The organism is Schaalia cardiffensis (genome assembly GCF_016405145.1).
GTDB lineage: Bacteria > Actinomycetota > Actinomycetes > Actinomycetales > Actinomycetaceae > Pauljensenia > Pauljensenia cardiffensis.
The window spans coordinates 1-23,893 of sequence record NZ_JAEKIA010000010.1; the positions used below are offsets into that span (position 1 = coordinate 1).

The window sequence follows — 23,893 nt, forward strand, 5'->3', positions numbered from 1 at the left end:
CGTTCGCGTTCATCGGCGCTCGGCAGATCGGGCACTTGGGGCGCTTGTCAACACTCACCCGCTCATATAGGCCCCACCCCTATGGGGAACGCGACTTTACGCGGTCAGATCAACGAAAAGTCCGGGTCGATGCCACACTTCCTTGCCGGTATCCCCGAGATCAGCACCTGAAGGCCGCCGTCCACAGCATGCTTCGTGCGCCCGCCCTCGCTGAGCGCTTGCCCCTGTGCTTGCCTTGCGTCTGCGTTCGTTGAACGCTTGCGACTATGCTGCTTGCCGCTTGCGTCAGCAGATGCTTGTGCGGCGTGCATACTGGGGCTATGACCGCCGAACTGATTCGACGCCGCCTCCTCGCCCTCGCCGATGAGGGCAACGCAAGATTCGCCGCATCCCTGATCCCCGGACTGGAACCGACTCGGATCCTCGGATGTCGCAACCCCGCGCTGCGCGCCCTTGCGAAAGAACTTTGCAAGACCGAGCCCGAAGCCGTCGAAGTTTTTCTTGCCAAGCTTCCACACGAGCTCCATGACGAGGACATGCTCCACGCCTTCCTCCTCGGACTAGAGACAAAACCGGATCTCGCCCTCGCGAAAACGCAGTCCTTCCTCCCACACGTGAAGAATTGGGCGGTGTGTGACGCTCTATCTCCGAAAGGATTCACCAAAGACCTCGGAAGGCTCGAGCTCGAAGCCAAACGCTGGCTCGCATCCGAACACACCTACACATGCCGTTTCGGAATCTGCATGCACATGACGCATTTCCTCGGGGAGACGTTTCGTCCCGAGTTCCTCGCGCTCATCGGCTCACTCGATTCTGAGGAGTACTACGTCCACATGGCGCAGGGCTGGTATTTCGCGACCGCTCTTGCCAAACAACCCGAGGCGGCCCTGCCCTGGCTGGTGGAGGATCGCCTGCCCACTCCCGTTCGCCGTAAGGCCATCCAAAAGTCGATTGAGTCCTTCCGTGTGCCTGATGAGACCAAGACAGTGCTGCGTCGGGTGCGCGAGAGCCTTCCGCGCCGCGGGGGAGAGGTCGGCAGCTTACGGCGTGCGTGAAGCCGCTCGTCGAGTTCTCCGCCGTGGGAGAGGGGACCGGAGCTTTGCGGAGAGCGTGAAGCCAGTCCTGAGCTCCGCGCAATGGGGGAGGAGTCGGAGGCAAGTGAAGCTGAGCGGAGGAGGAGCTTGAGTCGCTGAGGCCTCGGCTTTTTGTATTGAGTGACCCCGAGTGTGTTTTCGGTGCAGTTGGGCGAGGGTGTGGGGTGTCGAGATCGTGTGTGGGGTTGTGGGGGTTGGGGTTTTGGAGTGTGTGGGGACCCTGATTGTGATTTCGGCGTAGTTGGGTGGGGGTGTGGGGTGTCGAGATCATGTTTGGGGTTGTGGTGGAGGGGGGTTTGGGGTGTGCGGGGACCCTGATTGTGATTTCGGTGCAGTCGGGCGAGGGCGAGGGGTGTCGAGATCGTGTTTGGGGTTGTGGGGGTTGGGGTTTTGGAGTGTGTAGGGACCCTGGTTGTGTTTTCGGTGTAGTTGGGTGAGGGTGTGGGGTGTCGAGATCGTGTTTGGGGTTGTGGAGCGCTGGGCACAAGTTGCGCAGTGCCCGTATTGAATGCCCTGAGGCCCTGCGCGAAGGCCCCAAGAAATGGCCTGTGTTCGCAAGATGGTGTCACGCCCGATAGTCTTAACCTGCCCCAATAGCTCAGTCGGTCAGAGCAGCGGACTCATAATCCGTCGGTCGTCGGTTCAAGCCCGACTTGGGGCACGAGAGTGCCGGTCTTGCCGACATATGTCGGACGGTAGGAAGCGGGGATCCATCCGCCTGTGCCGTCAGGGGCCGGCATTAGGTCGTTCGGCGTGACACCAAAGTAGGTGGACAAGAGGGCAATCTCTTCCGCCGCCCATCGCGTGCGACCGGTCATGCGGTAGGAGATGCTCTGGCCGGGCAGGCTCAGAATGCTCCCGAGCTGGGCGCGCGTTAGTCGATTGACGAACATGTACTGAGACATCGTGGCGCTGATTGCTTCATTGATTGTTAGCGCTGCGCCAGTCTGTGGCTGGTCGACTGTCATGCAACAAGTATGACAGATGAAACAAACCATTACAAGAGTAGATAATTGACCCTTCTGCACAATCGTGTGATGATTGCGATATGAAACAAGCTGTTACATCATCATCGCCGGAACTGATGTCAGGGCGTGAAGCGGCGGCTCTGCTCCCCGGGGTCACCTATCAGACTCTGCTCCGGTGGGCGAAGGCGGGGGATGTCCCGTGTGTGCGGTATCCGTCCGGTCGCTTCTACTTCCGGCGGTCTGATATCGAGGCGCTTGTGACGCCTGTCGTTATCGGGGTGAAAGGCGAGGTCGAGGAGTCGGGCCGCCCTTTTGAGGATGTGCCGTTGCCGGGTCTTGTGGCGGCGGTCTGATGATGCGCGAGTCGAATGATGGCCGGGGCGCGGGGGGCCTGGTAAGCCTCTCGCGCCGGGCGGGGGAGCTGCTGCTCCTCTTGCCTGTTCATCACGTCGCTCGTGGACAGTCGCCGGCGTGCCGGTGGTGTCTGTGGGCGGCGTGGTGGGGCGTGCCTGGGCTTCGGGCTCCTCGTCGTGACGGGGACTGTCGTCTCCGGTCTGGAGATGCCTGAGGCTGTTGTTAGCGTTGTGTTGTCGTGTATTCAGTGTTCGAGATTCCGGTGAAAGTGGAGGTTGACCGTGGAACTCAATGAAGAACCCGGGGCTGTCGAAACCGAGGCCGTTCCTGTGGAGGCGCCTGTTGTGCGTCGCTCGTGGACGAAATGGGCGGTTGGCTCTATCGCCGCTGTGCTTCTCGTGGGTGTCGTTGGAGGGGGTGTGTACTCTTCGATGCGTCACTCCGCCCTCACTGCGTTCGCGGATGCTCAGCAGGGGGCTGTGGCCGCGTGTGCGAGTGTGCCGACGGTCGAGCCCGAGCTGCTCGAAGCGGGCAAGGCGCTCACGGATGTGAGGGAACTCGAATCCCTCGCGGCGTCGGCGTCGCCGATCACGGCGGCCCAGCCGCCTAAGGGGCTTGCCGCCCTGCGCTCCGCCACGGCGGACTTGACTGTGAAGCAGACGGCGTGCGAGGACGCCGCCTCGAAGATCACAGCCGCCAAGGCAGACCTCGAGGGCAAGGTCAAAGAGGACCTGCGTACCAAGCTCGAAGCCGAAGCCGCCGAGGCGTTGAAGACGCAGGAGGCTGGCTTCCAACTCGATAAGGACGTGGCGGGCAAGATTGACCCGGATCCCAGTGCTCCTGGGACTCAGCTGCGCACGGCGATGCTGAGTGCGCTCGGTGACCTGACGGGAGCGCTTCCCACGGGAAACGCCGGAGCATCTCCCTGGCAGGTGATCGCCGATGAGCGGGCCAAGCTCGCCGACGCGAAAGCAACGGCCGAGGCGGCAATGAAGGCCGTCTCGGATGCCTACGCCGCCTGGCAAGCCCAGCAGGCACAGGCGGCCGCCGAAGCGGCGGCAGCTCCGGCCTCGTCCTACTCGTCGGGAGAGTCTTCGTCGAGTGCGGGGAATGGCGGAAATGCCTCATATTCGAGCGGATACTCATCCGCCCAGGAATCCCAGGACTACTCGAGCGGATCGTCCAATGGGACTGGCGTCAGCTCGTCAACGGGTTCCGGCGCAGGCGCTGCGTGGAGCGCTCCCTCAACCACGGTGCCGGACGGTTACTTCGATGATCCCGACGGCCACAAGCACTATCAGATTCAGCCGGACGTGAACGGATCTTATACCGGAGCGGAGACTCCGCTCTGGTAGCAGCTTCAAGCTCCCCGAAAGATGCGCCGTGAGCGGCGCACTGAAGACTCCCTGGCAGGCAGGCCTTAGCGGCCTAGGAACCCTGTGCCTGTCTGTCAGGGCTTATCCCTTCAACGGAAGGAAGGTCAATGGCAAACTCTGCCATCGGCGCCCCTGCGCGCCACTCACGGCTACGGTCCATCGTAGCCGCAGCATTGGGAGTCGCGATGATCGCGATGACGATGATCGTGTCTCTGCCCGCGATGGCTGCGGGCTCATGGGTGCGAGGAATGCCGATCCCTGGCGGGAGCGGATGGCTCGGCACCTGGATCCCCTATCAGGGTCAGCCTGTTCCAGGCCTCTGCATCCAGGCGAACGCCGTGAACCCTGCGGCGGATGTGGCGGTGACACCGGGGCAGCTGACGTCGCAGCCGTCGCTGAGCCGACCCGCCGACCTCAGTGTCGACATTCCGCAGATGGCGTACATCATGAAGAACTGGATGCCGACGTCGCTGGCATTCTCTGACTCGGATCTAGACGCGGCTGCGGTCGGCTTTCTCGCGCACGTGAACTTCGAGAACGCTGGCGCCCGATCACAGAGCAATGTCGACTCGCTCATCGGTCTGACTCCGGCCAACATTCAGGACCGCGCGCGTCAGATGGTCGCTGCTGCGCAGGCGGCTGGCGTTGTCGCATGGGAGCCGGGCGAGGTGACCGGTACAGGGACTCGCTTCGGCACGATCGACGGCATCGGCGTGAAGAACGGGGCTGCTGCCTATGTGGCGGGCAAGCCGTTCACCATCACGATGACCGGCCCGGCTGTCTTCGATGCCACTGGCACGAACACATACTCTTCCTCGACCGCTGCAACGCGTATCGACGGTATCAAGTGGCATTCAACTGGAAATGGAGGTGCAAGCTACCACGTTGAATATGGCGACCTTGGCAACTCGTCTCTTGGCTATGCGTCTCCCGGGGGCGGTCGCCAGGATGTGATCTGGGGCGACAATGAACACCCGCGTTCTGAGACGGCTCAGGGGCCGACGTGGGATGTGATTTTTGATTTCCAGCCTGTGGGTACCTCGGACGTTGCGGCTGCTCGCGTTGTTGATGAGGGCGCGCCGATTTCGGATACGTTCACGGCTGCCGCGAAGGCGGACTACGGTGATGGTCAGTGGCTTGCTGTGGACGGGAAGAACGTTCCGGTGACCTATGTGGGCACGGCGTATTGGACGGGTGAGCGGCCGGCTGCGCAGGCGGCTTCGGTGCCTGCTGATGCGAAGGTTCTCGGGTCTGCGACGCTGACGTTTGATGGGCCGGGTACGCAGACCGCCACCCTTGAGGGCGTGCAGGTCCCGTCGGGCTTCGTGACGTGGGTGTGGAAGGTTGTCAAGGCTGACCAGGCTGCGCAGGTCGTGGTGAATGGCGCGTCGATGGCGGCCTCCGAGCTGGTTCATGGTGACTGGTCGGACGCCTATGGAGCGGACAAGGAGATCACGTCGAAGCGCTTCCCGGTGGAGATCAACACGGCGATCTCGTCGCGCGAGACGAAGGCTGGCACGTATCTCGTGGATGACGTGTGGGTCGACGGATTCCCGTCGGATCATCCGGAGTTCGCGGGTGACCGTGGCTTCAAGGCTGACGTGAAGACGATGGATCAGACTCTTCTGTTCTTCCCGGAGGGTCTGGACGTGACCGAGGCGAACAAGGCGCAGGCGAGGGTGGTCGCGAAGGTTACTCTCCCTGCCAAGAATGGCTTCAATCCGACGGTGGGCTCGAACTCTTTCAAGGTTGATCCGTCCGAGTCCGGCACCTACGTGTTCGTCACTTCCTTTACGGGTGATGATCGTGTGGCGCCGATGACGACGAGCGTTGAGGACGAGGCTGAGCAGTTCACGGTCGAGGGCGTGATTCCGACGCTGGCGACCACGGCGACGGATAAGGCGGACGGCGACAAGGAGCTCGCTGCCTCCGGCACTGTGACCGTGTCTGACAAGGTGTGCTACACGGGCCTGGCTGTGGGCAAGGAGTACGAGCTAACGGGCACGCTCATGGATCAGGCGACCGGCAAGCCGTTCGTCGATGCTGAGGGCAAGACGGTCCAGGCGACGGTCAAGCACACGCCGACCAAGGCTGACGACTGCACGACGGTGGACATCACTGTCGACGCCTCGGTTCTCGCGGGCAAGACGACGGTCGTGTTCGAAGATCTCACGCGTGACGGCAAGACGGTCGCGACCCACGCGGACATCAACGATGAGGGTCAGACCGTTAAGGTCGACTCCCCCAAGCCGACCTTGCCGGTGACGGGCACCGACGCTGCGTTCTTCGGTGTGACCTCCCTGGTCGTCCTGGGCGTGGGCGTGACGATCCTCGGCATTCGTCGTCGTCAGCTCGTCTGACCCGATTCCCCCGCGCTGTATTGCGCAGTGCGGGCCCGTCGCAAGCGGTCGCCCTCCACAAGGCTGCTTGCACCGGCTCGGTGGGGGAGTGGACTCCTGCCACATCCCCACCGGGCCGCCGTAGACGCAAAAAAGGGAAGCGGGAAAGACGAACGAATCGTCTTTCCCGCTTCCGCGCTATTGAACGCGCCCGAGCGTACCCCAGCACAGTCGCTGGCGGTAGTCCGGGCCCGGCGAACGGTAGGAACACCCAATGACTTCCACACAGCGGCTGGCCGACGCGGCATGGCTTGCGCCGTGTCGAACCCAAACAGACAAGCTCGTTCTTCTCGCCCTGGCGCATGATGCGGGCGAGCGCGCCCGTGTGCGCATTGACCCCAATGTCCTCGCGACGAAGACCTCCCTGCCGGTGAGCAAGGTCGAAGGCTCTCTCGCCTCCCTTCACCGCGCTGGTCTCATCGACGCGCGCCGCTGGGACGACTCGGGCTGCTGGTCGGCCCGCCTGACGTTCGGGGGTGTCCGATGAGCTTCAAGGCTGTGCACTGGGCCCTTCACGAGGTTCAAGGAATGGGGGATGCGAAATTGGTCCTCGTGGCGCTGGCGGAATACGCCGATGACGACGATCGCGCGTGGCCCAGCCGTGAGACCTTGGCAGGCGTAGCCGAGTGTTCGCGATCGACTCTCGGGCGTCGCTTGAAGGCCCTCGAGAAGGCTGGACTCATCGTGCGTGAAGCGCGCTACTTCTACGACGAGGATGGGCGGCCGCACCGAGGGTCAACGATGTATCACCTCATGGTTGGCGCACAACCTCGATTGAGTGAAGGTGCAGGTCAGCCTATGAGGGTCAAAATGAGCCCCATAGAAGGTGCGGATGAACGGCCGGAGGAAGGGGGCAAGCGTTTCCGCAGGTCAGCCTATGAGGGTCAAAATGAGCCCCATAGCTCCTATGAGGGTCAAAATCGGGGGGCATGGGGGTCACAGGTGAGCCCCATAGATCTAAGGAAAGAACCACCAATAGAACCACCAGACCTGACCTGGGACCTGGAAGCGTCGCAGGCGCTCGAGGAGGTGGTGGTCGGGTCGGGTCGGCTTGGCGTCGACGAGTCGGTGAGCCCGGTCGGCGGCGCTGCGCGCGCCGACGTGGACACCAGTGGGCCCGCGCCGAGTCAGGAATCCCCCGTTAAGGCCCCTGGAAGCGCCTCTAAAGCGACTTCAGGTGTCGAGGACACCTCGGGGCAGCCAGGGGCGCGAACGGGCGTTCGAGGGCCGTCTGGGGGTCTTGGGGACGATGGTGTGCTCATCGCCGAGTGCTTGCCGCCCGCGCTTCAGGCCCTCGACCGGGCTGGTGGGCAGCGGGTCGCGCGGATGCTGGGCGAGCGACTTGAGGCCGGGTGGACGCCGCGCGAGATTCGCGCGCTCATGGACCAGGCGCTCCCGCCGAAGGTCCATCGACTCGCGGCTCTGGTGGCGAGCCGCCTGGAGGCGAACGTCGCGGTCGAGGCGGCGCCGAGCCGCCTGCGCGCCGAGGCGGACAAGCGCGGCGAGCAGCGCCGACAGGCTCTTCGCGAACAGCAGGATCGGGCTGTGGCCGAAGCGTGCGAGGACAGGCCGGTCGATCCGGAGTGGGAGGCGCTGATTGCGCAGGCCCGCGCTGAAATGCCCGACGCCGGATATCCGGCGTGGACGCGGTTCGCGCTGTCTCGTCGAGAGCGTGATGTCTCGTGAAAGTCATCTCCTGGCAACGCCAGCTGCGGGGGCTCGTGGGCGTATCCCCGTCGGCGCGGCTGGTCCTTGGTGAGTTGGCTCGGCTGGCCGACTGTCGGGGCGCGACGATCTGCTCGATCGACTTCCTCGTCGACGCGACCGGACGCGACCGGGCGACGGTGTTTCGCGCTCTCCGCCAGCTCGAGGAGAGCGGATTCCTGCGGCGTCATGCCCGCAGGGCGCCCACTCATCAGCGAGCGTCGCTGTTCGAGCTGCGCCTGCCAGCCGTCTCCTCATCCGCCCCGGAGCTCGCCTCGTGCGCGGTTGCCCTGGAAACCGGGGATGCGACGCCGATCGGGCGCAACGACAACGAGGGGCTTCGCGCGGCGCTCGCCGACGCGCAAGCCTCGGGCTGGCACGGACTTGGCGCCCAGGTCGTCGGAGCGACCCTCGTGGCCGAGGGGCCGAGGCAGTTCTGGGCTGCGGTGCGTCACTCCATGGCGTGCGGCATGACCTTCGATGAAGCTCTCGGCGACACGATCGCGACCGCCTGGCAGGTCGTTCGCGAGCATGCGGGCGAGCTCGTCGCCTCGAAGCGCCCGTGGGGATTGTGGACGGCGATTGTCGTCAAGCAGGGCTTGAAGCGTGATAGCGACCATGCGAGCAGCCCGATTCCGGTCGAGCCCGCGCTCCTACCCGAGACACCAGGTGAAGCGCCGCTTCCCGTCGATCGTGACCAGTGGGTGGCGCTTGATGAATTCGACGGCCCGCTCGCCCTCATCGTCGATGCTCTTGTCGATGCGGGCATGGATGAGACGATCGCTTGGGCGGGGACTCTGCGCGTCGCGGAGATCGCCTGTGGTGATCCGGGGCGCCGTCACGCGGTCGCTGGAGGCGACTCTCGCCTCGCGGATCTGGGTGTGGAGCCAGGGGTGGCTCGTGCGTGGATGACGCTGTTGGTTGGCTCGCGACGTGGCACGACTGGAGGCGTCCTTGACTTGGGAGAAGAGGGCCTGCGGGACCGGTGTGTCGACCTGGTGAAGCGCTGGAAGAGTGCGGCGTAACCGCCTGCGCTCAGATATGAAATGGGTCACAGAATGTGTATGGAGAGGGGCAGGGTCGCATTTTGCGACCCTGCCCCTGGTGTCGGCTGGCCCGGTGGTTCAGAGCTCGAGTATCGGGTCGAGCTCGGCGAGCAGTGCTTCGTAGTTGGTCGTGTCGTCGACTGGGGTCCAGGGCGTGTATCCGACGGCTTGGATGCGGAAGAAGATTCTGATGCGTGTGGAGGCCGGGTCGAGGCCTCGTGCGTCGCATTGCTCGAGTGCTTCCTCGTAGGCGATGTCGTAGTCGGTCGCCAGGAGCGGGTGGTGCCATTCGAGGGTGGCGGGGTCGATGTCCTCGTCGCCGAGGACGAAGGCGAACTGTGGGAGCAGGTAGGGCGCTTTCATGGTCATGCTCCTTGGGCTTTAGCGGCGGGGGTGTAGGCGTTCTCGTCGATGTGCCCGTCGGGGTGGACGGTCATGTGGAATGTGCCCTCTTCGTCGCAGGCGTCCACGTGGAGCGGGCGCGCGTACTTGCGGGCGAGTTCGCCAGCGGCATCCATCGCTTGGCGGCGTGCTGTGCGTGAGGGCGGGATCGTCTGTAAGTGAACGCCTGCGACGAGGATCCGCACGGACCCGAGCGGTGTGAGTTCGATGCGGATGGGCGGCCAGCTCGCTTCGGTCGGTGCTGACACGGGCGACTCCTTCTCAATGCTTGTGCGTCCCCATGCGACGTATTCGCTAGAAGGGACGGTGGTGTGGATGACTGAACGTGAGAATCCGTGGATTCTTCATCGAGAGAACGTCTGCTGTGCGCCCACCGACGAGCTTGCGTCAGTGGAGTCGAGGAGGGCGTGGCAGCCCGGTGCCGAGGTGGCTGCGCAGTTCGCGCTTGTCCGCGCCTATCCGAGGATCGAGTGCGAAGAGCATTTCTGGCTGGTGGGTGCGCATGGGGGTGCGGGGACCTCGACGTGGGCGAGCTTGCTGGACGCCGCTGACGGCGGGTGCCAATGGCCGAGCGTGGTGGGCGGTGCGGATGTCGTGATCGTGTGTCGGTCGAGCATGGCCGGCCTCGAGGCCGCGCGCAGGGCGGGGATGCAGTGGGCGTCGGGCGCTGTGCCCGACGTGGACCTGCGCGGGCTCCTCGTGGTGCCCGACCTTCCCGGTCGCCTGCCGAAGCCGCTTCGGGAAGCCGCCGCGAAGACGGCAGGGGCATTCCCGACCACGATCTACGCCCCCTGGGTGGGGGCGTGGCGGATGAGCGTGCGAGCCGAGCTTGGTTCGCCGTCACGCCACTTGACGCGGGCCCTCGACGCGGTGCTCGCCCTACGAAAGGAACACGAATGAAGGCTCTGGCACTGACGCTTCTGGCGTCCCTCGATCCGACTCCGACGGCTCCTCCGGGAGTCGAGGGGCCGATGACGACTGTTCTCGGATGGCTCATGTGGGGCGGCTTGGCGGCGGTGATCGCCGGCTTCGTCGCCGCCGGGATCTCGCTGGCTATCTCGAATGATCGCGGTATGGGCAACGAGAACGTGAAGAAGCTCGGGTTCGTGGTGTTGGGCGGCATCATCATCATGAGCGCGTCGGCACTCGCAAAGGCGATCATCAGCTGATGAGTACCTCGCGCGACTCAACGGCCCACGAGCGTCATCCGCTCGCCCGCCCGACTTTCCTCGCGTCGGCGATCGCCCTTTTCGCCCTCGTGGTCGCAGTCGCGTGGATCGTGCTGGGTGGGGGTGTGCGCGGCGGCGATGCCGCCACGGCTTCCCGTGCTGGCAGTGCCAGCATGTCTGGCGCTGCCAGCACTGTCAGCGAGGCTGGCATGTCAGCGGACTCGCAGTCAGCTTCGTCGGCGAGCGTGTGCGGCACTTTCCCGGCGGGTGCGGATAAAGATTCGGACGCGGCTCCGACCGGGCGAGTGAGCATGATCGGGGGTGTTGCGACCGTCGTTTCCGACGCCGCAGGGCCGGCGGTCCTGGACGGGATTCCTCGCTGCTACGCGCCGAGCAGCCAGGGGGCGGTCGTGGCGGCGGCGAACGCGCTGAGCTGGTTCGCGCAAGGCCCGTCGGTGGCTCGCGTCGTGCGCACTCTCGGCGTTGACGACGCGAACGCGCGCCGCGCCATCGCGGCGATGCCGGAAGGGCAGGGGGGAACCGAGCCGCAGGGAGTGCGCATCCACGGGTTCTCCACGGAACGGTGGAGTACGGACCTGATCCTCGTCGTCCTCGTCATCGACTCTCCGTCGACGGGAGGCAAGTGGCTGACGTGGCCGATGAAGATGCAGTACACGGGCGGCGACTGGAAGTTCGTGTGGCCCGAGGGTGACAACTGGGGTGCATCAGGCGTGCAGCCGGGGTCGCTTCCGAGCGGGTTCGTCGAGTGGAGGCTGCGATGAGCCCGCTCCTTCCCGCAGATGGTCTGAGGATCTGTGTGCCTTTCGATTTCGGGTGCGCCGCAAACAATGCGGCGACGATCGTCGGCGGCGTAGGCAGGGCTGCGAGCAACACGGTCTTGAAGTCCTGGTCGGACGCGGTATTCGAATCGTTGACCGACACGCTCGTGCGAATCGGAACCTTCTGGGTGAAAGTCGGCACCCCGTCGGTGGTGTCCCCAGCCTCTGAGGTCGCCTTCATCCAGAATCATCTCGCGTTCTTGACGGTGGCTGCCGTGACGATCTCGGCGATCGCAGCTGGGATCCAGCTCGCGGTGGGCCGCACTGGCGCGCCGATGCGCGAGCTCGTCAAAGCATTCGCCACCTACCTGGTCGTCGCAGGCGTGGGGGCGTTGGGCGCGGGCTACCTGATTCACATCGCGGACTCGTTCTCCCAGTGGATTCTTGAGCAGGCGACAGGCGACGACGGCACCCAGTTCGCGTTCTCTCTGTTCCAGGGTGGCCTGGTGGCCGGAGCCTACACCGGCTCATTGGGACCCATCCTCGTGATTCTGCTCGGCCTGTTCGGCATCATCGCCAACGTCATCCAGATCGGAATGATGATGCTCCGCAGCGCGTTTCTCATCATCCTGATCGGCATTCTGCCGATCAGTGCGGCGATGACGAACACGACATGGGGGAAGAGCTGGTTCAACAAGAACATCACCTGGCTGGTCGCCTTCCTCCTGTACAAGCCTGCGGCGTCCATCGTCTACGCGGTCGCGATCAAGCTGACGTCGAGGAGAGGCTTCGTCGACCAATGGTCCAGTGACGATGTGACGACGTTCATCATGGGCATCCTCCTGCTCGTCGCGGCAGTGTTCGTCCTTCCTGCCCTGATCGGCTTCGTCGTTCCCGCGTCGGCTGCCATGAGCCAGGGCGGACCGGGAGTGGGCGACTCGGTGGTCATGGGAGCAATGGCGACCGGATCGATCATGTCGATGCATTCGGCGCACTCGTCGTCGACGCACTCGGGCGGTCCGGGAGCGTCCGCGCCGGGGCGTGCGGAAGGCTCCGACACCTCGGCAGCTGGTGGGGGCCGTAGCGCCCCAGACGTCGCTCCGGCGAGTGCAGGCTCTTCAAGCGCGGCGGGCACCGGAGCGGCGGGCGCTGGCGCTACCTCTGCAGGCGCAGGCGCTTCTGCGGGCGCTGCGGCGGGTGCGACGGCGGCGACTGGCGGGGCTGCGGCGCCCGTGATCGTTGGCGCGCAGCTCGTCGCGGGCGCATCGAATGCAATTGGAAGCGCGGCGTCCGATGCCGCAAGCGCTCCTGCGTCAGGTGCTTCCACGGTGGTGAAGGAATGAGCAACACGGACACTCCGGCCCCTCGGACCTACGGGAATTGGCGGAGGCCGACGGCGGCAGGCTTGGGGAAGTTGTCGTTTGGAGCGTCGATGGGCCTGCTGGGGGCGATGATTCTCATTGTCCTCATCTACTCGACTCTCGGGCTGCGCTGGTCGGTCGGCTTCGGCCTTGTGAGCGCCGCAGCGATCTGGGCGGTCTCGGCCAGAGATCGCCACGGCATTTCGGTGGCAGATAGGACAGGTGAACGAATGCGATTCTGGTGGGCCTCGCGCACGAAGCGGACCATCTACAGGTCGGGGCCGCTGACACCCACGGCCGCCTCGACGGGCAAGTGCTCCTTGCCCGGCATCGCGGCCGCGTCGACGATCAGCGAGCAGGTCGACTCCTACGATCGGCCCTACGCGCTGATCCGCCACGCGGACGGGTCGCTGGCGGTCGTGATCAAGCTCGCCCCGTCGGGCGCTGATCTTCTCGACGTCAATCAGGTCGACCTCCAGGTCGCCTACTGGGGTCAGTGGCTCGCCGACCTCGGCGGCGAGCTCGGCATCGTCGGCGCATCGGTGTGCGTCGAGACGACGCCGGACACGGGAAAGAGGCTCGAACGTGAAGTGCGGCGGCGCGTGGACCCCGCTGCTCCTGAGCTGTCCCAGCAGATCATGCGCGAGATCGTCGTGGACTACAGGGCGGGATCGGCTCAAGTGCGTACCTGGCTGACCCTCGTGTTCGAACCGGCCAAGATGGGCTCGCGCAAGCGCAGCTTCGACCAAGCCGCCCGCGACATCGGGACCCGTTTGCCGGGCTTGACGCAGACGCTGGTCGCGGCTGGCGCTGGCGCGGTTCACCTCATGACAGTTGAGGAGGTCGTCAGGCTCGTGCGCGTCGCGTATGACCCGGCGTGCGAGTCGCTCTTCGAGGACGCGGCGGCCGCCGGTGAAGACGTTCACGTCTCGTGGGACGACGCCGGTCCTGTGAGTGCCTTGGCCTTGTGGGACTCGTACCGTCACGATTCGGGGGTGTCGCGTTCGTGGGTCGTGACCGCGCCCCCCAGGGGTGTGGTTCAGTCGAGCATCCTGCGAACGATCCTGTCGGCGAACTCAGACGTGGACCGAAAGCGCGTGACGATCCTGTACCACCCGATGGATGCGGGCCTGGCGCCCGACGTCGTTGAGGCGGACGTGAACATGGCGCGTGCGCGAGTGGAAACGTCCGGGCGTCCGACCGCCCGGGCGAAGAGCGAACTCCAGGCCGCCCAACAGGTCGCAGCCGAGGAGGCTGGGGGAGCGGGCCTCGTCGACTTCGGGATCATCATGACGGCGACCACTTCGGCGCCAGAGGACACGGACGACACATCATCGGCGATGGCGGCTCTGGCTGCCGCATCGCGTCTCCAGGTTCGCATCGCCTACGGCGCGCAGGACAGCGCATTCGCGCTCGGTCTGCCGCTCGGCCTGCGTCCGCCGTCCCAGCAGATGGGAGGCGCGCGGTGAGGATCCTCGGATTCATTCGCGAGCTCGTCCTCGCACTGGTCGGCGCTGACTCGGCTGACGCTCCCAGGCGCGGCCAGCTGATCCCCGGCGGAGGGTACGCGTCCTCGATGCCGATCATGCGGCCCTACCGGGGCACCACTCGTCAGGTGTGCGGCCTGTTCCCCTTCATCGTCGGGTCGGGCGCGCCGCTGGTGGGCGTGCCCGTGGGGCGGGCGACGAACGGGTCGGGCACGATCTGCGCCGATCCGATCAGTTGGTTCGAACGGGGCCTTATCTCGGCGCCGTCCGCGATGGTTCTGGGGCTCAACGGCCTGGGCAAGTCGTCATTGGTTCGCCGCATGATCGAAGGACTCGAGGCGTTCGGCGTCCACACGATGGTGCTCGGCGACATCAAGCCGGACTACGTGGATCTCATGAAGGCCCTCGGCGCCCAGGTGATCGAAATCGGCCACGGCAAGGGCGGAATCAACCCGCTCGACGCGGGCAACAGTAGGGAGGCGGCCAGCCTCCTGCGCGATGCCGGAGCGACCGAGGAGGCGGATGCTCTCGAGGCGGAGGCGCACGAGCGCAAGAAGACGCTCGTCGCCTCCCTCATCCACATCATCCGTCGGTCGGCGCCGTCGGATCGTGAGGAGACGATCCTCGACGAAGCGATCAGGGTCCTCGAGGAGCGCGGCGGGCAGCCCGTACTGGCCGACGTGCTCAACGTCGTGCGCGAAGGGCCAGCGCCCCTGCGTCGGGCAGCGCTCGATCGCGGGGACGACGCCCACTACCGGGAGGTCACCGAAGCCCTGGAAGCCTCGCTCATGGCGCTCCTGTCGGGGCGGTTCGGGGCCATCTTTGCGGTCGAGACGACCACGCCCATGATGATGGACCGCAGCGTCGTCTTCGACGTGCACTCCCTCTTGCAGGCCGACGAGGACCTCCAGGCGGCCGTTCTGTTGGCGTGCTGGTCGTATGGCTTCGCGACTGTAGAGACCGCTCAGACGCTCGCCGATGCGGGGGTCGCGCCGCGTCGCCGCTATCAGATCGTCATGGACGAGCTGTGGCGCACCCTGCGCTCAAGCTCGGGCCTGGTGGACCGGGTGGATGCGCTCACGCGCCTGAACCGGAGCGTGGGCGTCGGGCAGATGATGATCACGCACTCGATGAGCGACTTCGCTGCCTTGGAGTCAGAGTCCGACCGGCTCAAAGCCCTGGGCTTCGTGGAGCGGTCGAAGATGCTGTTCCTCGGGGGCCTTCCCGCCAGGGAGATGGACCTCCTGTCGGGCGTCGTCGCGGTGAGCGAGGCCGAGCAGGAGCTTCTGGCCTCCTGGAACGCGCCTGGCACCTACGACCCGTCGACGGGCAGGAAAGCCGCACCGGTCGGACGCGGGAAATTCCTCCTGAAAACCTCGGGAGCACCCGGCTACCCGCTGCGCCTGGACTTCGTGAAGTCCGAGGTCGCCCGGGGCCTGTCGAACACGAACCAACGCTGGGAGATGCGATGAGCCTCCGAGATGACGCGAGGACATGGGACTCCGCGACGATTCTTCTCATGCTCGCCCTCACGATCGGCGGGGTCGGGGGCCTCGTCGTGTGGGCGGGTGCGCGGCTGTGGAGCTGGTGGACGGGCAACGTCGCGCCGATGAACCCGTTCGAGCTCGTCCTCGCCCTCACGAAAGGGGAACTGCCGAACAGCGTGGTCGCCTGGGGTTTTGGCGTGGGAGCCGGTGCCGCAGCGGTCGGGCTAGGAGTGTGGGTCTGGGCATCGAATGTGCGCGTTCGCAAGCGAGGAGACGACGCGGCGCGCTTGGCCGGCTCAGGCAGTGACATTGAGGCGCTGACCATCAGTGCAGCCGCGAAGAAGGCGAAACGTCTCGGAGTCAGTGCTGGTATCGTCGGCTTGCCGATCGGTCGTTCCATCGCAGGGGGCGTCGAACTCGTCAGCTCGTTCGAGGACGTCGGCATCAACATCTCGGGACCGAGGACCGGCAAGACGACCTGCTGGGTGGTCCCCAGGATCCTTCAAGCGCCCGGCGCGGTGGTCGCGACCTCGAACAAGCGGGACATCGTGGACATCACGTGCCCGCTTCGCGCCCGTGGGGGCCGCACGTGGGTGTTCGACCCTCAAGGCATATGCGATGAGCCTCGGACGTGGTGGTGGAACCCGCTCAGGCAGATCACGAACGCGGTTGAAGCGAAGGACCTCGCCCAGGTGTTCGTCGATTCCACGCGTGCAGCGAATGCGACCACCAACGCCTACTTCGACGGCGCCGCCCAAGACGTCATCACCGCCCTCCTCCTGGCCGGCGGAAGAGGGAATAAGACGCTCCGCGACGTGTACAGGTGGGTGACGGACCCGGACGATCGGGAACCCCTGCGCATCCTGGAGCGCAGCGGAGAGGCGATGGCCGCCCAGTCCCTCGCCTCGAACATGGGACTGGTCGCCGAGACCCGCTCGGGTGTCTATGGGTCCGCTGGGCAGGTCCTGTCGTTCCTGCTCAACGAGGCGGCTCTCGCCTGGGTGGAGCCGGGCGGCGCCGAGGAGTTCATTCCCGAGGAGTTCGTCAGCTCGTCGGACACGCTCTACTGCCTTTCTCAGGAGGGCAAGGGGTCGGCATCCCCGATCGTCACCGCGTTGACCGTCGCGGTCGTCCAGGCCGCCCTCGTTCATGCGAAGGCACAGGCGAACGGCAGGGTCGCGACCCCGATGCTCATCGAGCTCGACGAGGCCGCGAACGTGTGCCGGTGGAGGGATCTTCCCGACCTGTACTCGCACCTCGGATCGCGCGGCATCTGCGTGGACACGATCCTCCAATCCTGGAGCCAGGGCGCGCACGCCTGGGGGGATGCGGGCATCCGCAAACTGTGGAGTGCCTCCAACGTGAAGGTCTACGGGGGAGGCGTGTCCGAACGCGACTTCCTCTCCCAGCTGTCTGATCTGATCGGCGTCCACTACGTCGATGCGGTGTCCACGTCCACGTCGATACAGGGGCGTTCGACCTCGACGTCGCGGGCGAGCCAGCAACGCCCGATCGCGACCGTCTCAGATTTGCAGGCACTCCCTGCGGGACGCGCCTGGGTGTTCGCCTCCGGCACGCCCGCCGTCCTTGCGGCACTCATTCCCTTCTGGCAGCGAGACAAGGAGAACAAGTCATGACAGACGAACGAATCGGCGATCTCACGCACCAGGAGGTCGAGAAGATCGTGCGGGCAGCCCTGCGCCTCGGTGAAGCGATGGCACAACGCCGGGCAGCGAGCCTGGCGAGCGAGGGCAGGCGATCGATGGAACACGCTGAGAGGCTCAGACGCGCCCTCGGCGAAGAACGCGATGTCGCACAGCGCCTGTACCGGCGGGCGTTGGATACGAGATTCTGGGACGACCCGAACACGAGCGTGGACGACGTGACAGCAGTCGTCCAGGCGGCCAAGCAGTTCGCCCCCTGGGATCCCGAGGCGGCACTCGCCGCACGTGAATGTGAGCGTCATGCGGGCCTCACCGTGGAGGCTGAGCAAGTCGCGGCCCGAGCGCAGGCCGTCGACGAGCTCGAGCACATCGAAGAAGTTCAGGCGCGAGAGGCGTCCAAGGGAGAAGAGACGCCTCGAGTCCGGGCTGAGACTGCCGACGCCGTGTCGAGCTCGGCAGCGTGGGACTCCGCGCAGGCACGCGCCGAATGGCTCGCCTCCAAGCAGGACGCAACCACTGACGTACACGCGTTCCACGGCGTCCTGCTCGCCGACGCCTCACTTCACCAGCCCGCCAGAAAGGCCCTCGCAGCCTCCAAGACGACGCGCGGGAAGAGCAATGTCCTGTCGGGCTACCGGGCGAACAAGATGCGCCAGAAGCGCGCACAGACCTTGTAAGTGAGCCGCTTGGACTACCCGTTGGGAGGGAACACGATGTCGCCCTGGCGAATGAGAGGCAGAAGAACTGCTGTGCCGGTCACCCGTGTGGTCAAATCACTCAGGGCTTCACGCACGTAGGGGAAGGCTGCCATGAGGCCGACTTTTGATGCGAAGTCAGCGGGAGCATCGGGAGAGAGAACGAACTCCTGACTGCCCGCGTAGTCGGTGATGACCGAGATCACGGCAATCCACTGGGGAGCCGTGATCCGGAACTCGAACCGGGCTCCGAACAGCCTACCTTCCTGGCGAGTGCCGAGCGTGCAGTTGATCTCGACCGGAGTGCCCTCGCTGTCCTCATCACCGTCGGTGCTCGCCTGGGCAGCGGCGTCTACAAGATCAATCGACAGGCGGTCAAAGCGGATGCTGGCGAGCTGGAGCTGCGCCGTCGCAAGCATGTCCTCGGCGCTCGCCAGGATCGGGCTATCAGACATGGGCTGGCTCCTGCACAAGGTTCCACCCATCGGCGATCGCCTGCGGCTTGCGTGATGGAGCGGAAACGCGGACGGTCGTCTGGGCGGCTCCGGTCATCTGCCATGTCGCGGGCACTCCCTCGCCGCAGTCGTCAACGACCCTGATGTCTAGGAGCGCTTCGACGGCCATCGTGTAACGGATGATCGACGATACAGTCGGATTGGCGTCATAGCGTTCGAATGCGGCAACCGTCGGCTGGCTGACGCCCATGCGCTCGGCCACCGTCTGCTGACTAAGATTGTGCCGCTTGCGCAGGTTCACGAGGTCCTCCAGAAGGCGGTCCCGCGCTTCGACCAGCAGATCGGCGCGCCGATCGAGGGTCTCATCACTCACCGTCATCATAGAGGGAACTCTATAAGTATGCCGTGATGGCATGCAACCTCTGGCCATGTTTAGGAGCGACGCGTCACTCCCCAACACGTTGGATACCCAGAGGCGTACAGCTGCTCTGCGATGTCGATCTGATCATCTTGTGCGTCCTTGGTGGCCGCCCGGTCATCCTCGACGATCGTCTTCTCGTGGGCGTGAAGGCCCAGAATGCACAAGCCGAGCTCGTCGAAAGGCTGAGCGTGTATCAGGCGGACCTCCACCTTTCTGGCGGCTTGAAGCTCCTCAGACACGACTTCACGGACCGGGATGGCTTGCCAGCGGATCTCGAAGAGTGAGCCGCCGCCGCGCAACGGCTTGAGCTCTTCCGGGGGCTGGAGTTTACCTTGTGCGGCCTTCTCAAGGCGCTTCCTGAACTCTGCGCGGATGATGCGCTCTTGGAATGGATTCCACAGGCGCTTCGGCGGCGCCTTGATGGCGCTCATGAGAGCCTCTACGGCCAGGGCGATGTGGTGATCCGCCGTACCATCGCCGCCGCCAAACCAGTAGAAGTCCACAGGCACGCCGACACAGGCATTCGACCTGGAGGAATGACCCGCGACGCCCATAGGCTCCATGATAGATGGGCGGCAGTGAATGGCGAACGCGCATGTCGCTGGCGACCCGCCGTCTGCAACGCACTCGGCGAAGATGCAGGCAGGCGCACGACGCTGGGAATGGGAGGCCTCTTCTATTCGCGCGGCTCGAACAGTCCCGTCGGTGGTGGGTCGCAGGGCAGGCGCCCGTCCGTATGGGGGCGCTCGTCCTCGTGTCCTCGGTCTTCGGCGCAGCCGATGAAGGGACCGGAGGTGGGGTTGAAGAGGACGGCCATCATGGGGTCGGCGATGTTGAGGATCCAGCCCGCCATCTTGCCGGGGCTCTCGTGGAGGCGGGTTTCCTCCCAGGAGAGCCAGAGGGCGTGCAGGCGGATGACGGCGCCTTCGTGGCGCCACCACTGCGGGCACCATACGCGCGTTTGCGCGCGCGGCAGGTCGTACATCGGAGCCAGGTACTGCTCAACGAACGCGTCGACCGTCGGGTAGTAGAGGCTCGCCTCTCCGTTGTCCTCGGCGGTCTCGTCGCTGGCAGAGTCGAGTGGGGTGTCATCTGAATCGTTCATGCCAATACGTGGCATGGGGACACACGCGAGAACGGTCTACAGGCTGCGTGTGGGCCCGTTTGCGGGTGGACGCCGCGTGGACGTCGGCGTTGGCGTGTATGGGGTGCTCGGCGCGCTGATGGCCAGCTTGGGGCGTCGTACCGCGTCGGGGCGGCCGGTCGCCGCTGCGAGTGCTTGGACGCGTGCGAGCTGCGGGTCGAGGGTGGGGGAGTTGACGAGTGCGAAGACTCCTGCGAGGTCGCGTTCGATCATCGCGGCGGTTTGGGCTTGGGCTGCGGCCCGGTGAAGGTTGGCGACCGAGCGGGCGAAGGCTGTCATCTCGTCGAGCATGGCCGCAGCGCGCGCGGCTGTTGACCGGGGGTAGTTCGTCGTCAGGAGGAGCCTCGCGGCATGGGTGAACGGGTCGCGCGTGGGGGCCAGGCGCGGCGGGCGCGTCTTCAATTGCGCGTGGCGTCCGAGGCTACGTGCGGCACGCGAATAGAGGCGAGCATGGGCCTGGTCGATGCCGGGCTGCAAGGCGGCTGCCGACAATAGGCCGGCGACGTCCTGGGTGGCGTCCGCCAACGCGATCGGGTCATGCGGATCGATCCGCGAGAACGTGTCGCGGTGGATCGCCAGCGCGTCGGCGCTCGCGCGGAACTCGCGTTCGTCGTAGGGGCGTTCACGGCGGCGCGCGGGAATCCCCTGCCATGCTGCCCGCCATTCGTCGGCGGCGGCCTGCGCGTCGTGGGGTGTGTCGGCCCACCGGTCGCGCAGGCGGGGAAGCGTCAGGTCGCGGGCGAGCGAGGAGCCCGAGTACCAGCGCTGCGGCGAGTTCGGCCCGGCTGAGGTGTGCAGTGCGACGGAGTAGCCGACGACGACATCCGTGCGGCCCTTGGCGAAGCGTGGTCGGATGCGCACGCCCAGGCCGCGCAAGCTGCGGACGAACTCGGCTTCACTGGCGGATGACGTGGCCGCCGCGCGCACGCGTGTCTCCAGCATTGCGCGCGTTGTGAAGGGGCGGCCCTCTCGCTTCGCCTGTCGCAGTTCGGTGGGAGTGTCGCATCTTGATCCGCGATTGTGTTCGCGTGATTCGATGACTTCGAGCCCGTACTTGTGCTCGAGCATGTTGCACGCGCGGTGCGCGATCACCTGGTCGCGCCAGGGCGACCACTTCGTTCCGTCGGCGCGCACGATGTTCGCGGCGATGTGGATATGGTCGCCGCCGTTCTTCGAGACTCCGTGGCGCACCGCGACCCATCGGCATGGCGCTTTGCCGGATGATTCGGTGAACCCCATTTCGTCCATGAAGTCGCCCGCGATCTTCGCCCACGTCTCATCGTCGAGGCGTCCCGTCCGAGGGGGCAGGGAAAGTGAACAGTGCCAGACGTGATTCGCGCCGCGATCCACGATCTCGGTCTTGCCGGTCTCAGGGTTGAAGTTACGGATCGGCCCTGTGGGATTAAGCCGCATTGCCATCATGTACCGGTCGAGCATGGATGCAATGTCGTTTGCTTGACCCGGGGAGAGCGACTCCCAATCGCCGAAGCGATCCATGATGATCGCGTCACCTGCGACCAGATGCGCGTTCTCATGCTCGTTGGCCCGACCCGGACCCACGAGGTAACGCATGAGCCCGGCAGTGTCTCCGCCTTCGACGATGTTGGGGATCATGCGCGCACGCTCTCGAGAGCATCTTCGATATCGACGAGGATGCGGCGCACGCGCTTGGCGAGCTCGCCAGCTTCCTCGGGGAACTGATGCTCTGTGTTCGCCCAATGAGCGAGCTGATTCAAGTTACCGGAGACGCCGCGCACCTGGTTCTGCAAGTCCGTAAGGACAGGCAAGAACTCATCGAGCTTCGCGCCGCTGATGCGATCCGACGCGGCATCGTTCATCGCGGCGCGCACGAGAATGCGCGACATCGACTCCCCCTGGTTCTCCGAGCGCGCACGAAGCATCACGTACTCCTCATGGGAGAGCGTGACTGTGAACTGCTTGCGCTTCACGCCTCGCTCGCTGCGTGGCAAGCGTCGCCCCGAACGCGAAACCGTCGCAGGCTCAACAGTCGAATCTGTCAAGGCTCGGTCCCCCTCTGCTCAGTGCAACGACCCCAACGGGGATCACACGACCAGTGTGCCAGGGTGGGCGCGCAGCGTCCAGCCCAAGCTCATATAGTCCATGGACTATATCTAGCTTGCTCCGCCTGCGCTTACGCGCGCCCCTGGTGGGGCGCGCTTGCGCGTAACGCCGCCTCGGGCGGTGTCTAAGTGGCGGAGCGAGCATGGAGGCCATGCCTGCATGCGAGGGCGAATGAGGCGCAGCCTGATGCGCCTCGATGCGTGGGAAAATGCGGGGCGTCCACGTTCGGCGTCCCAGGGGCGAGCGCGGTGGGCGCGAAGCCCCGGGCGCCGGAGGGTGGGCGCCCCGTCGAAGTGGCCTCGCCCGTCCCCACTGTGTGCAGGCGGAGCTCTCAAGGCTCTAGCGGCTGTGCACATTGGGGGCGGGCGAGGCGTGGGGGGGGGGGGTGCCCACCATCGGGGGCACACCACCGGTCAGGTCAGGGGCGCACCCCGCGAAGGGGTGCGCCTGCTGGTGGCGCCGTCGGCTGCTCACCGGCGGCGCGAGCGTCGCCACTTGCGGACTCCCGTCGCGACGCGTGAAAGGACGTCCGCGAGAGCGGCCACGAGAAGATTCGCGATGAACGCGGCTACGCAGCCGAGGTGCGGTTCGAGAGCAGCTGCGAGGACCATGACGAGCTGGTCGTGAGCGATCTCGTGAAGCTCGGCGCAGGACGCGGGTGGTGCAGCCGTGTGAATCTGGCCGGTGATGAGGAATCGGAGCCGTCGCACCGATTGAAGGAGGACGGTCAGCAGGCCGGAGAGGCGTCTCATGCCTTCTCTTGAGCGGCAGCGATGCCCTTGAGTCGTCGGGAGGACGGAAGCGTCCCGTGTGAGGGCGCGCGAGGGCTCGGCGGGGCCAGCTGCCTGTGGGGGTGGGTAGAATTAGACCATGAGGGACATGGAGGAGGTCGCGCGGATTCTTGCGGTCATGCGCGCGAAGAACCGCGACTTCTCCCAGCCTGAGCGCGTCCAGCTCCTTCTGGAACGCGGGGTTGACGAGGCGCTAGACCGGGTGACCGGAAGTGCGCTCTTCGCTGATGAGTCTCAGCTGGACGAATGTCGTCTCGAGGTCGCCTCGTGGAGCCAGCGGGGTATTCAGGTCGTCACCCTGTTCGACGCCGGCTACCCGCAGCGTCTCCTCAGCGTCCGCGAGGCTCCCGCCCTGCTCTTCTACACCGGACGTCTTGCCGGGGATGATGAGGCCGTCGCGATCGTCGGGTCTCGGGATGCAGGTCCGCGCCAGTGCGAAGCGGCGCGGGCCATCGCGGAACGAGCCGGAATTGCGCATGGCTTATCCGTCGCCTCGGGCCTGGCCAAGGGGGTCGATGCCGCTGCCCACACGGGCGCGCTCGACGCTGGGGTGCGCACTGTCGCGATCATGGGGACGCCCATCGACGTCACATACCCGAAGGAGAATCAGCCGCTGCGCGATCGTATTGAAGCCGCCGACGGCCTCGTCCTCTCGCAGTTCACACCCGGCGCCACCACCAGTCGACACACCTTCCCGATGCGTAATGTCACGATGTCCGGCTACAGTCTCGCCACGATCGTCGTCGCCGCAGGGGAGCACTCCGGGACCCGTCACCAGGCGCGGCGCGCTCTTGCCCACTCCCGCAATGTCATCCTCCTATCCGGCGTCGTCTACGCCACCGAATGGGCCAAGGAGATGGCGAGCAAGCCGGGAGTCTTCGTCGCCTCGAGCCTTGGCGAAATATCCGAGGCGATTGAGACCATCCAAGCGCACCGCCGTCTCCTGGCCGATTCAGTAGCTGCCCTATGACGGCTGATCGCCAGGCCGACTACCGGCGCGCATTGGACGACCTAC

At 65.5% G+C, this 23,893-nt stretch carries 25 protein-coding genes, 1 tRNA gene and 1 pseudogene; 18 read left to right on the forward strand and 9 right to left on the reverse strand.

Features of this window, described 5'->3' with window-relative positions:
* The first annotated feature begins 320 nt into the window (after nt 1–320).
* The 9 genes and pseudogenes from JFX23_RS06705 (at nt 321) to JFX23_RS06740 (ending at nt 8,920) form a co-directional block, all read left to right on the forward strand.
* Nucleotides 321–1,055, forward strand: coding sequence for a DNA alkylation repair protein (locus JFX23_RS06705; RefSeq protein WP_198776261.1), 735 nt, complete (start codon nt 321–323; stop codon nt 1,053–1,055).
* 626 nt (nt 1,056–1,681) lie between these two features.
* A tRNA-Ile gene (locus JFX23_RS06710) sits at nt 1,682–1,755 on the forward strand.
* 387 nt (nt 1,756–2,142) lie between these two features.
* On the forward strand, nt 2,143–2,415 hold the full coding sequence (locus tag JFX23_RS06715; protein ID WP_198776262.1) for a helix-turn-helix domain-containing protein: 273 nt from the start codon (nt 2,143–2,145) through the stop codon (nt 2,413–2,415).
* A 282-nt stretch (nt 2,416–2,697) separates the two neighbouring features.
* Nucleotides 2,698–3,771, forward strand: coding sequence for a hypothetical protein (locus tag JFX23_RS06720; RefSeq protein WP_198776263.1), 1,074 nt, complete (start codon nt 2,698–2,700; stop codon nt 3,769–3,771).
* A gap of 128 nt (nt 3,772–3,899) precedes the next feature.
* On the forward strand, nt 3,900–6,152 hold the full coding sequence (locus JFX23_RS06725; protein WP_198776264.1) for a VaFE repeat-containing surface-anchored protein: 2,253 nt from the start codon (nt 3,900–3,902) through the stop codon (nt 6,150–6,152).
* Nucleotides 6,153–6,405: 253 nt separating this feature from the next.
* Nucleotides 6,406–6,678 (forward strand): hypothetical protein, encoded by a 273-nt coding sequence (locus JFX23_RS06730; protein ID WP_198776265.1) that lies wholly within the window; start codon nt 6,406–6,408, stop codon nt 6,676–6,678.
* Between the two features lie 41 nt (nt 6,679–6,719).
* Nucleotides 6,720–6,863 (forward strand): annotated as a pseudogene (locus JFX23_RS09645) (helix-turn-helix domain-containing protein); the annotation flags it as partial.
* Nucleotides 6,864–7,220: 357 nt separating this feature from the next.
* Nucleotides 7,221–7,877, forward strand: coding sequence for a hypothetical protein (locus tag JFX23_RS09405; protein WP_233050661.1), 657 nt, complete (start codon nt 7,221–7,223; stop codon nt 7,875–7,877).
* Entirely contained in the window at nt 7,874–8,920 is a 1,047-nt protein-coding gene (locus JFX23_RS06740) for a helix-turn-helix domain-containing protein (RefSeq protein ID WP_198776267.1), read from the forward strand. The genes JFX23_RS09405 and JFX23_RS06740 overlap by 4 nt, the downstream gene beginning before the upstream one ends.
* A 99-nt stretch (nt 8,921–9,019) precedes the next feature.
* Here JFX23_RS06740 and JFX23_RS06745 read toward each other — a convergent pair whose 3' ends face one another.
* Nucleotides 9,020–9,310, reverse strand: a complete 291-nt coding sequence (locus tag JFX23_RS06745; protein WP_198776268.1) for a hypothetical protein — start codon at nt 9,308–9,310, stop codon at nt 9,020–9,022.
* Nucleotides 9,307–9,591, reverse strand: a complete 285-nt coding sequence (locus JFX23_RS06750; protein WP_198776269.1) for a hypothetical protein — start codon at nt 9,589–9,591, stop codon at nt 9,307–9,309. The genes JFX23_RS06745 and JFX23_RS06750 overlap by 4 nt, the downstream gene beginning before the upstream one ends.
* Before the next feature lie 67 nt (nt 9,592–9,658).
* Here JFX23_RS06750 and JFX23_RS06755 point away from each other — a divergent pair, with 67 nt between their 5' ends.
* The 8 genes from JFX23_RS06755 to JFX23_RS06790 are packed head-to-tail and all read left to right on the forward strand — an operon-like array spanning nt 9,659 to nt 17,967.
* A complete protein-coding gene (locus JFX23_RS06755; RefSeq protein WP_198776270.1) occupies nt 9,659–10,243 on the forward strand; it encodes a DUF6668 family protein in 585 nt (194 codons plus the stop codon).
* Nucleotides 10,240–10,512 carry a hypothetical protein gene (locus tag JFX23_RS06760; RefSeq protein WP_198776271.1) on the forward strand — a complete coding sequence of 91 codons (273 nt, stop codon included), beginning with the start codon at nt 10,240–10,242 and terminating at the stop codon, nt 10,510–10,512. The genes JFX23_RS06755 and JFX23_RS06760 overlap by 4 nt, the downstream gene beginning before the upstream one ends.
* Nucleotides 10,512–11,294 (forward strand): hypothetical protein, encoded by a 783-nt coding sequence (locus JFX23_RS06765; protein WP_198776272.1) that lies wholly within the window; start codon nt 10,512–10,514, stop codon nt 11,292–11,294. Before JFX23_RS06760 ends, JFX23_RS06765 begins: the two co-directional genes overlap by 1 nt.
* Complete coding sequence (locus JFX23_RS06770) at nt 11,291–12,634, forward strand: hypothetical protein (RefSeq protein WP_198776273.1); 1,344 nt, start codon at nt 11,291–11,293, stop codon at nt 12,632–12,634. The genes JFX23_RS06765 and JFX23_RS06770 overlap by 4 nt, the downstream gene beginning before the upstream one ends.
* Nucleotides 12,631–14,121 (forward strand): SCO6880 family protein, encoded by a 1,491-nt coding sequence (locus JFX23_RS06775; protein ID WP_198776274.1) that lies wholly within the window; start codon nt 12,631–12,633, stop codon nt 14,119–14,121. Before JFX23_RS06770 ends, JFX23_RS06775 begins: the two co-directional genes overlap by 4 nt.
* Nucleotides 14,118–15,611, forward strand: a complete 1,494-nt coding sequence (locus JFX23_RS06780) for an ATP/GTP-binding protein (protein ID WP_332874688.1) — start codon at nt 14,118–14,120, stop codon at nt 15,609–15,611. Before JFX23_RS06775 ends, JFX23_RS06780 begins: the two co-directional genes overlap by 4 nt.
* Entirely contained in the window at nt 15,608–17,263 is a 1,656-nt protein-coding gene (locus JFX23_RS06785) for a type IV secretory system conjugative DNA transfer family protein (protein WP_198776275.1), read from the forward strand. The genes JFX23_RS06780 and JFX23_RS06785 overlap by 4 nt, the downstream gene beginning before the upstream one ends.
* Nucleotides 17,260–17,967 carry a hypothetical protein gene (locus tag JFX23_RS06790; protein WP_198776276.1) on the forward strand — a complete coding sequence of 236 codons (708 nt, stop codon included), beginning with the start codon at nt 17,260–17,262 and terminating at the stop codon, nt 17,965–17,967. Before JFX23_RS06785 ends, JFX23_RS06790 begins: the two co-directional genes overlap by 4 nt.
* A gap of 14 nt (nt 17,968–17,981) precedes the next feature.
* Here JFX23_RS06790 and JFX23_RS06795 read toward each other — a convergent pair whose 3' ends face one another.
* The 7 genes from JFX23_RS06795 to JFX23_RS06825 form a co-directional block, all read right to left on the reverse strand.
* Complete coding sequence (locus tag JFX23_RS06795; RefSeq protein WP_198776277.1) at nt 17,982–18,440, reverse strand: hypothetical protein; 459 nt, start codon at nt 18,438–18,440, stop codon at nt 17,982–17,984.
* Nucleotides 18,433–18,822, reverse strand: coding sequence for a helix-turn-helix domain-containing protein (locus tag JFX23_RS06800; RefSeq protein WP_198776278.1), 390 nt, complete (start codon nt 18,820–18,822; stop codon nt 18,433–18,435). Before JFX23_RS06800 ends, JFX23_RS06795 begins: the two co-directional genes overlap by 8 nt.
* A 50-nt stretch (nt 18,823–18,872) precedes the next feature.
* Nucleotides 18,873–19,415 (reverse strand): hypothetical protein, encoded by a 543-nt coding sequence (locus tag JFX23_RS06805; RefSeq protein WP_198776279.1) that lies wholly within the window; start codon nt 19,413–19,415, stop codon nt 18,873–18,875.
* A 122-nt stretch (nt 19,416–19,537) separates the two neighbouring features.
* Nucleotides 19,538–19,966: a DUF4913 domain-containing protein gene (locus tag JFX23_RS06810; RefSeq protein WP_198776280.1), complete on the reverse strand. Its 429-nt coding sequence runs from the start codon at nt 19,964–19,966 to the stop codon at nt 19,538–19,540.
* A 36-nt stretch (nt 19,967–20,002) separates the two neighbouring features.
* Nucleotides 20,003–21,619, reverse strand: coding sequence for a relaxase/mobilization nuclease domain-containing protein (locus tag JFX23_RS06815; RefSeq protein WP_198776281.1), 1,617 nt, complete (start codon nt 21,617–21,619; stop codon nt 20,003–20,005).
* The gene (locus JFX23_RS06820) at nt 21,616–22,026 is read right to left on the reverse strand and encodes a MobC family plasmid mobilization relaxosome protein (protein WP_198776282.1); all 411 of its coding nucleotides are present in this window, start codon (nt 22,024–22,026) and stop codon (nt 21,616–21,618) included. Before JFX23_RS06820 ends, JFX23_RS06815 begins: the two co-directional genes overlap by 4 nt.
* A 531-nt stretch (nt 22,027–22,557) precedes the next feature.
* Nucleotides 22,558–22,839 carry a hypothetical protein gene (locus JFX23_RS06825; protein ID WP_198776283.1) on the reverse strand — a complete coding sequence of 94 codons (282 nt, stop codon included), beginning with the start codon at nt 22,837–22,839 and terminating at the stop codon, nt 22,558–22,560.
* A gap of 118 nt (nt 22,840–22,957) precedes the next feature.
* Here JFX23_RS06825 and JFX23_RS06830 point away from each other — a divergent pair, with 118 nt between their 5' ends.
* Complete coding sequence (locus tag JFX23_RS06830; protein WP_198776284.1) at nt 22,958–23,848, forward strand: DNA-processing protein DprA; 891 nt, start codon at nt 22,958–22,960, stop codon at nt 23,846–23,848.
* Nucleotides 23,849–23,893 lie beyond the last annotated feature (45 nt).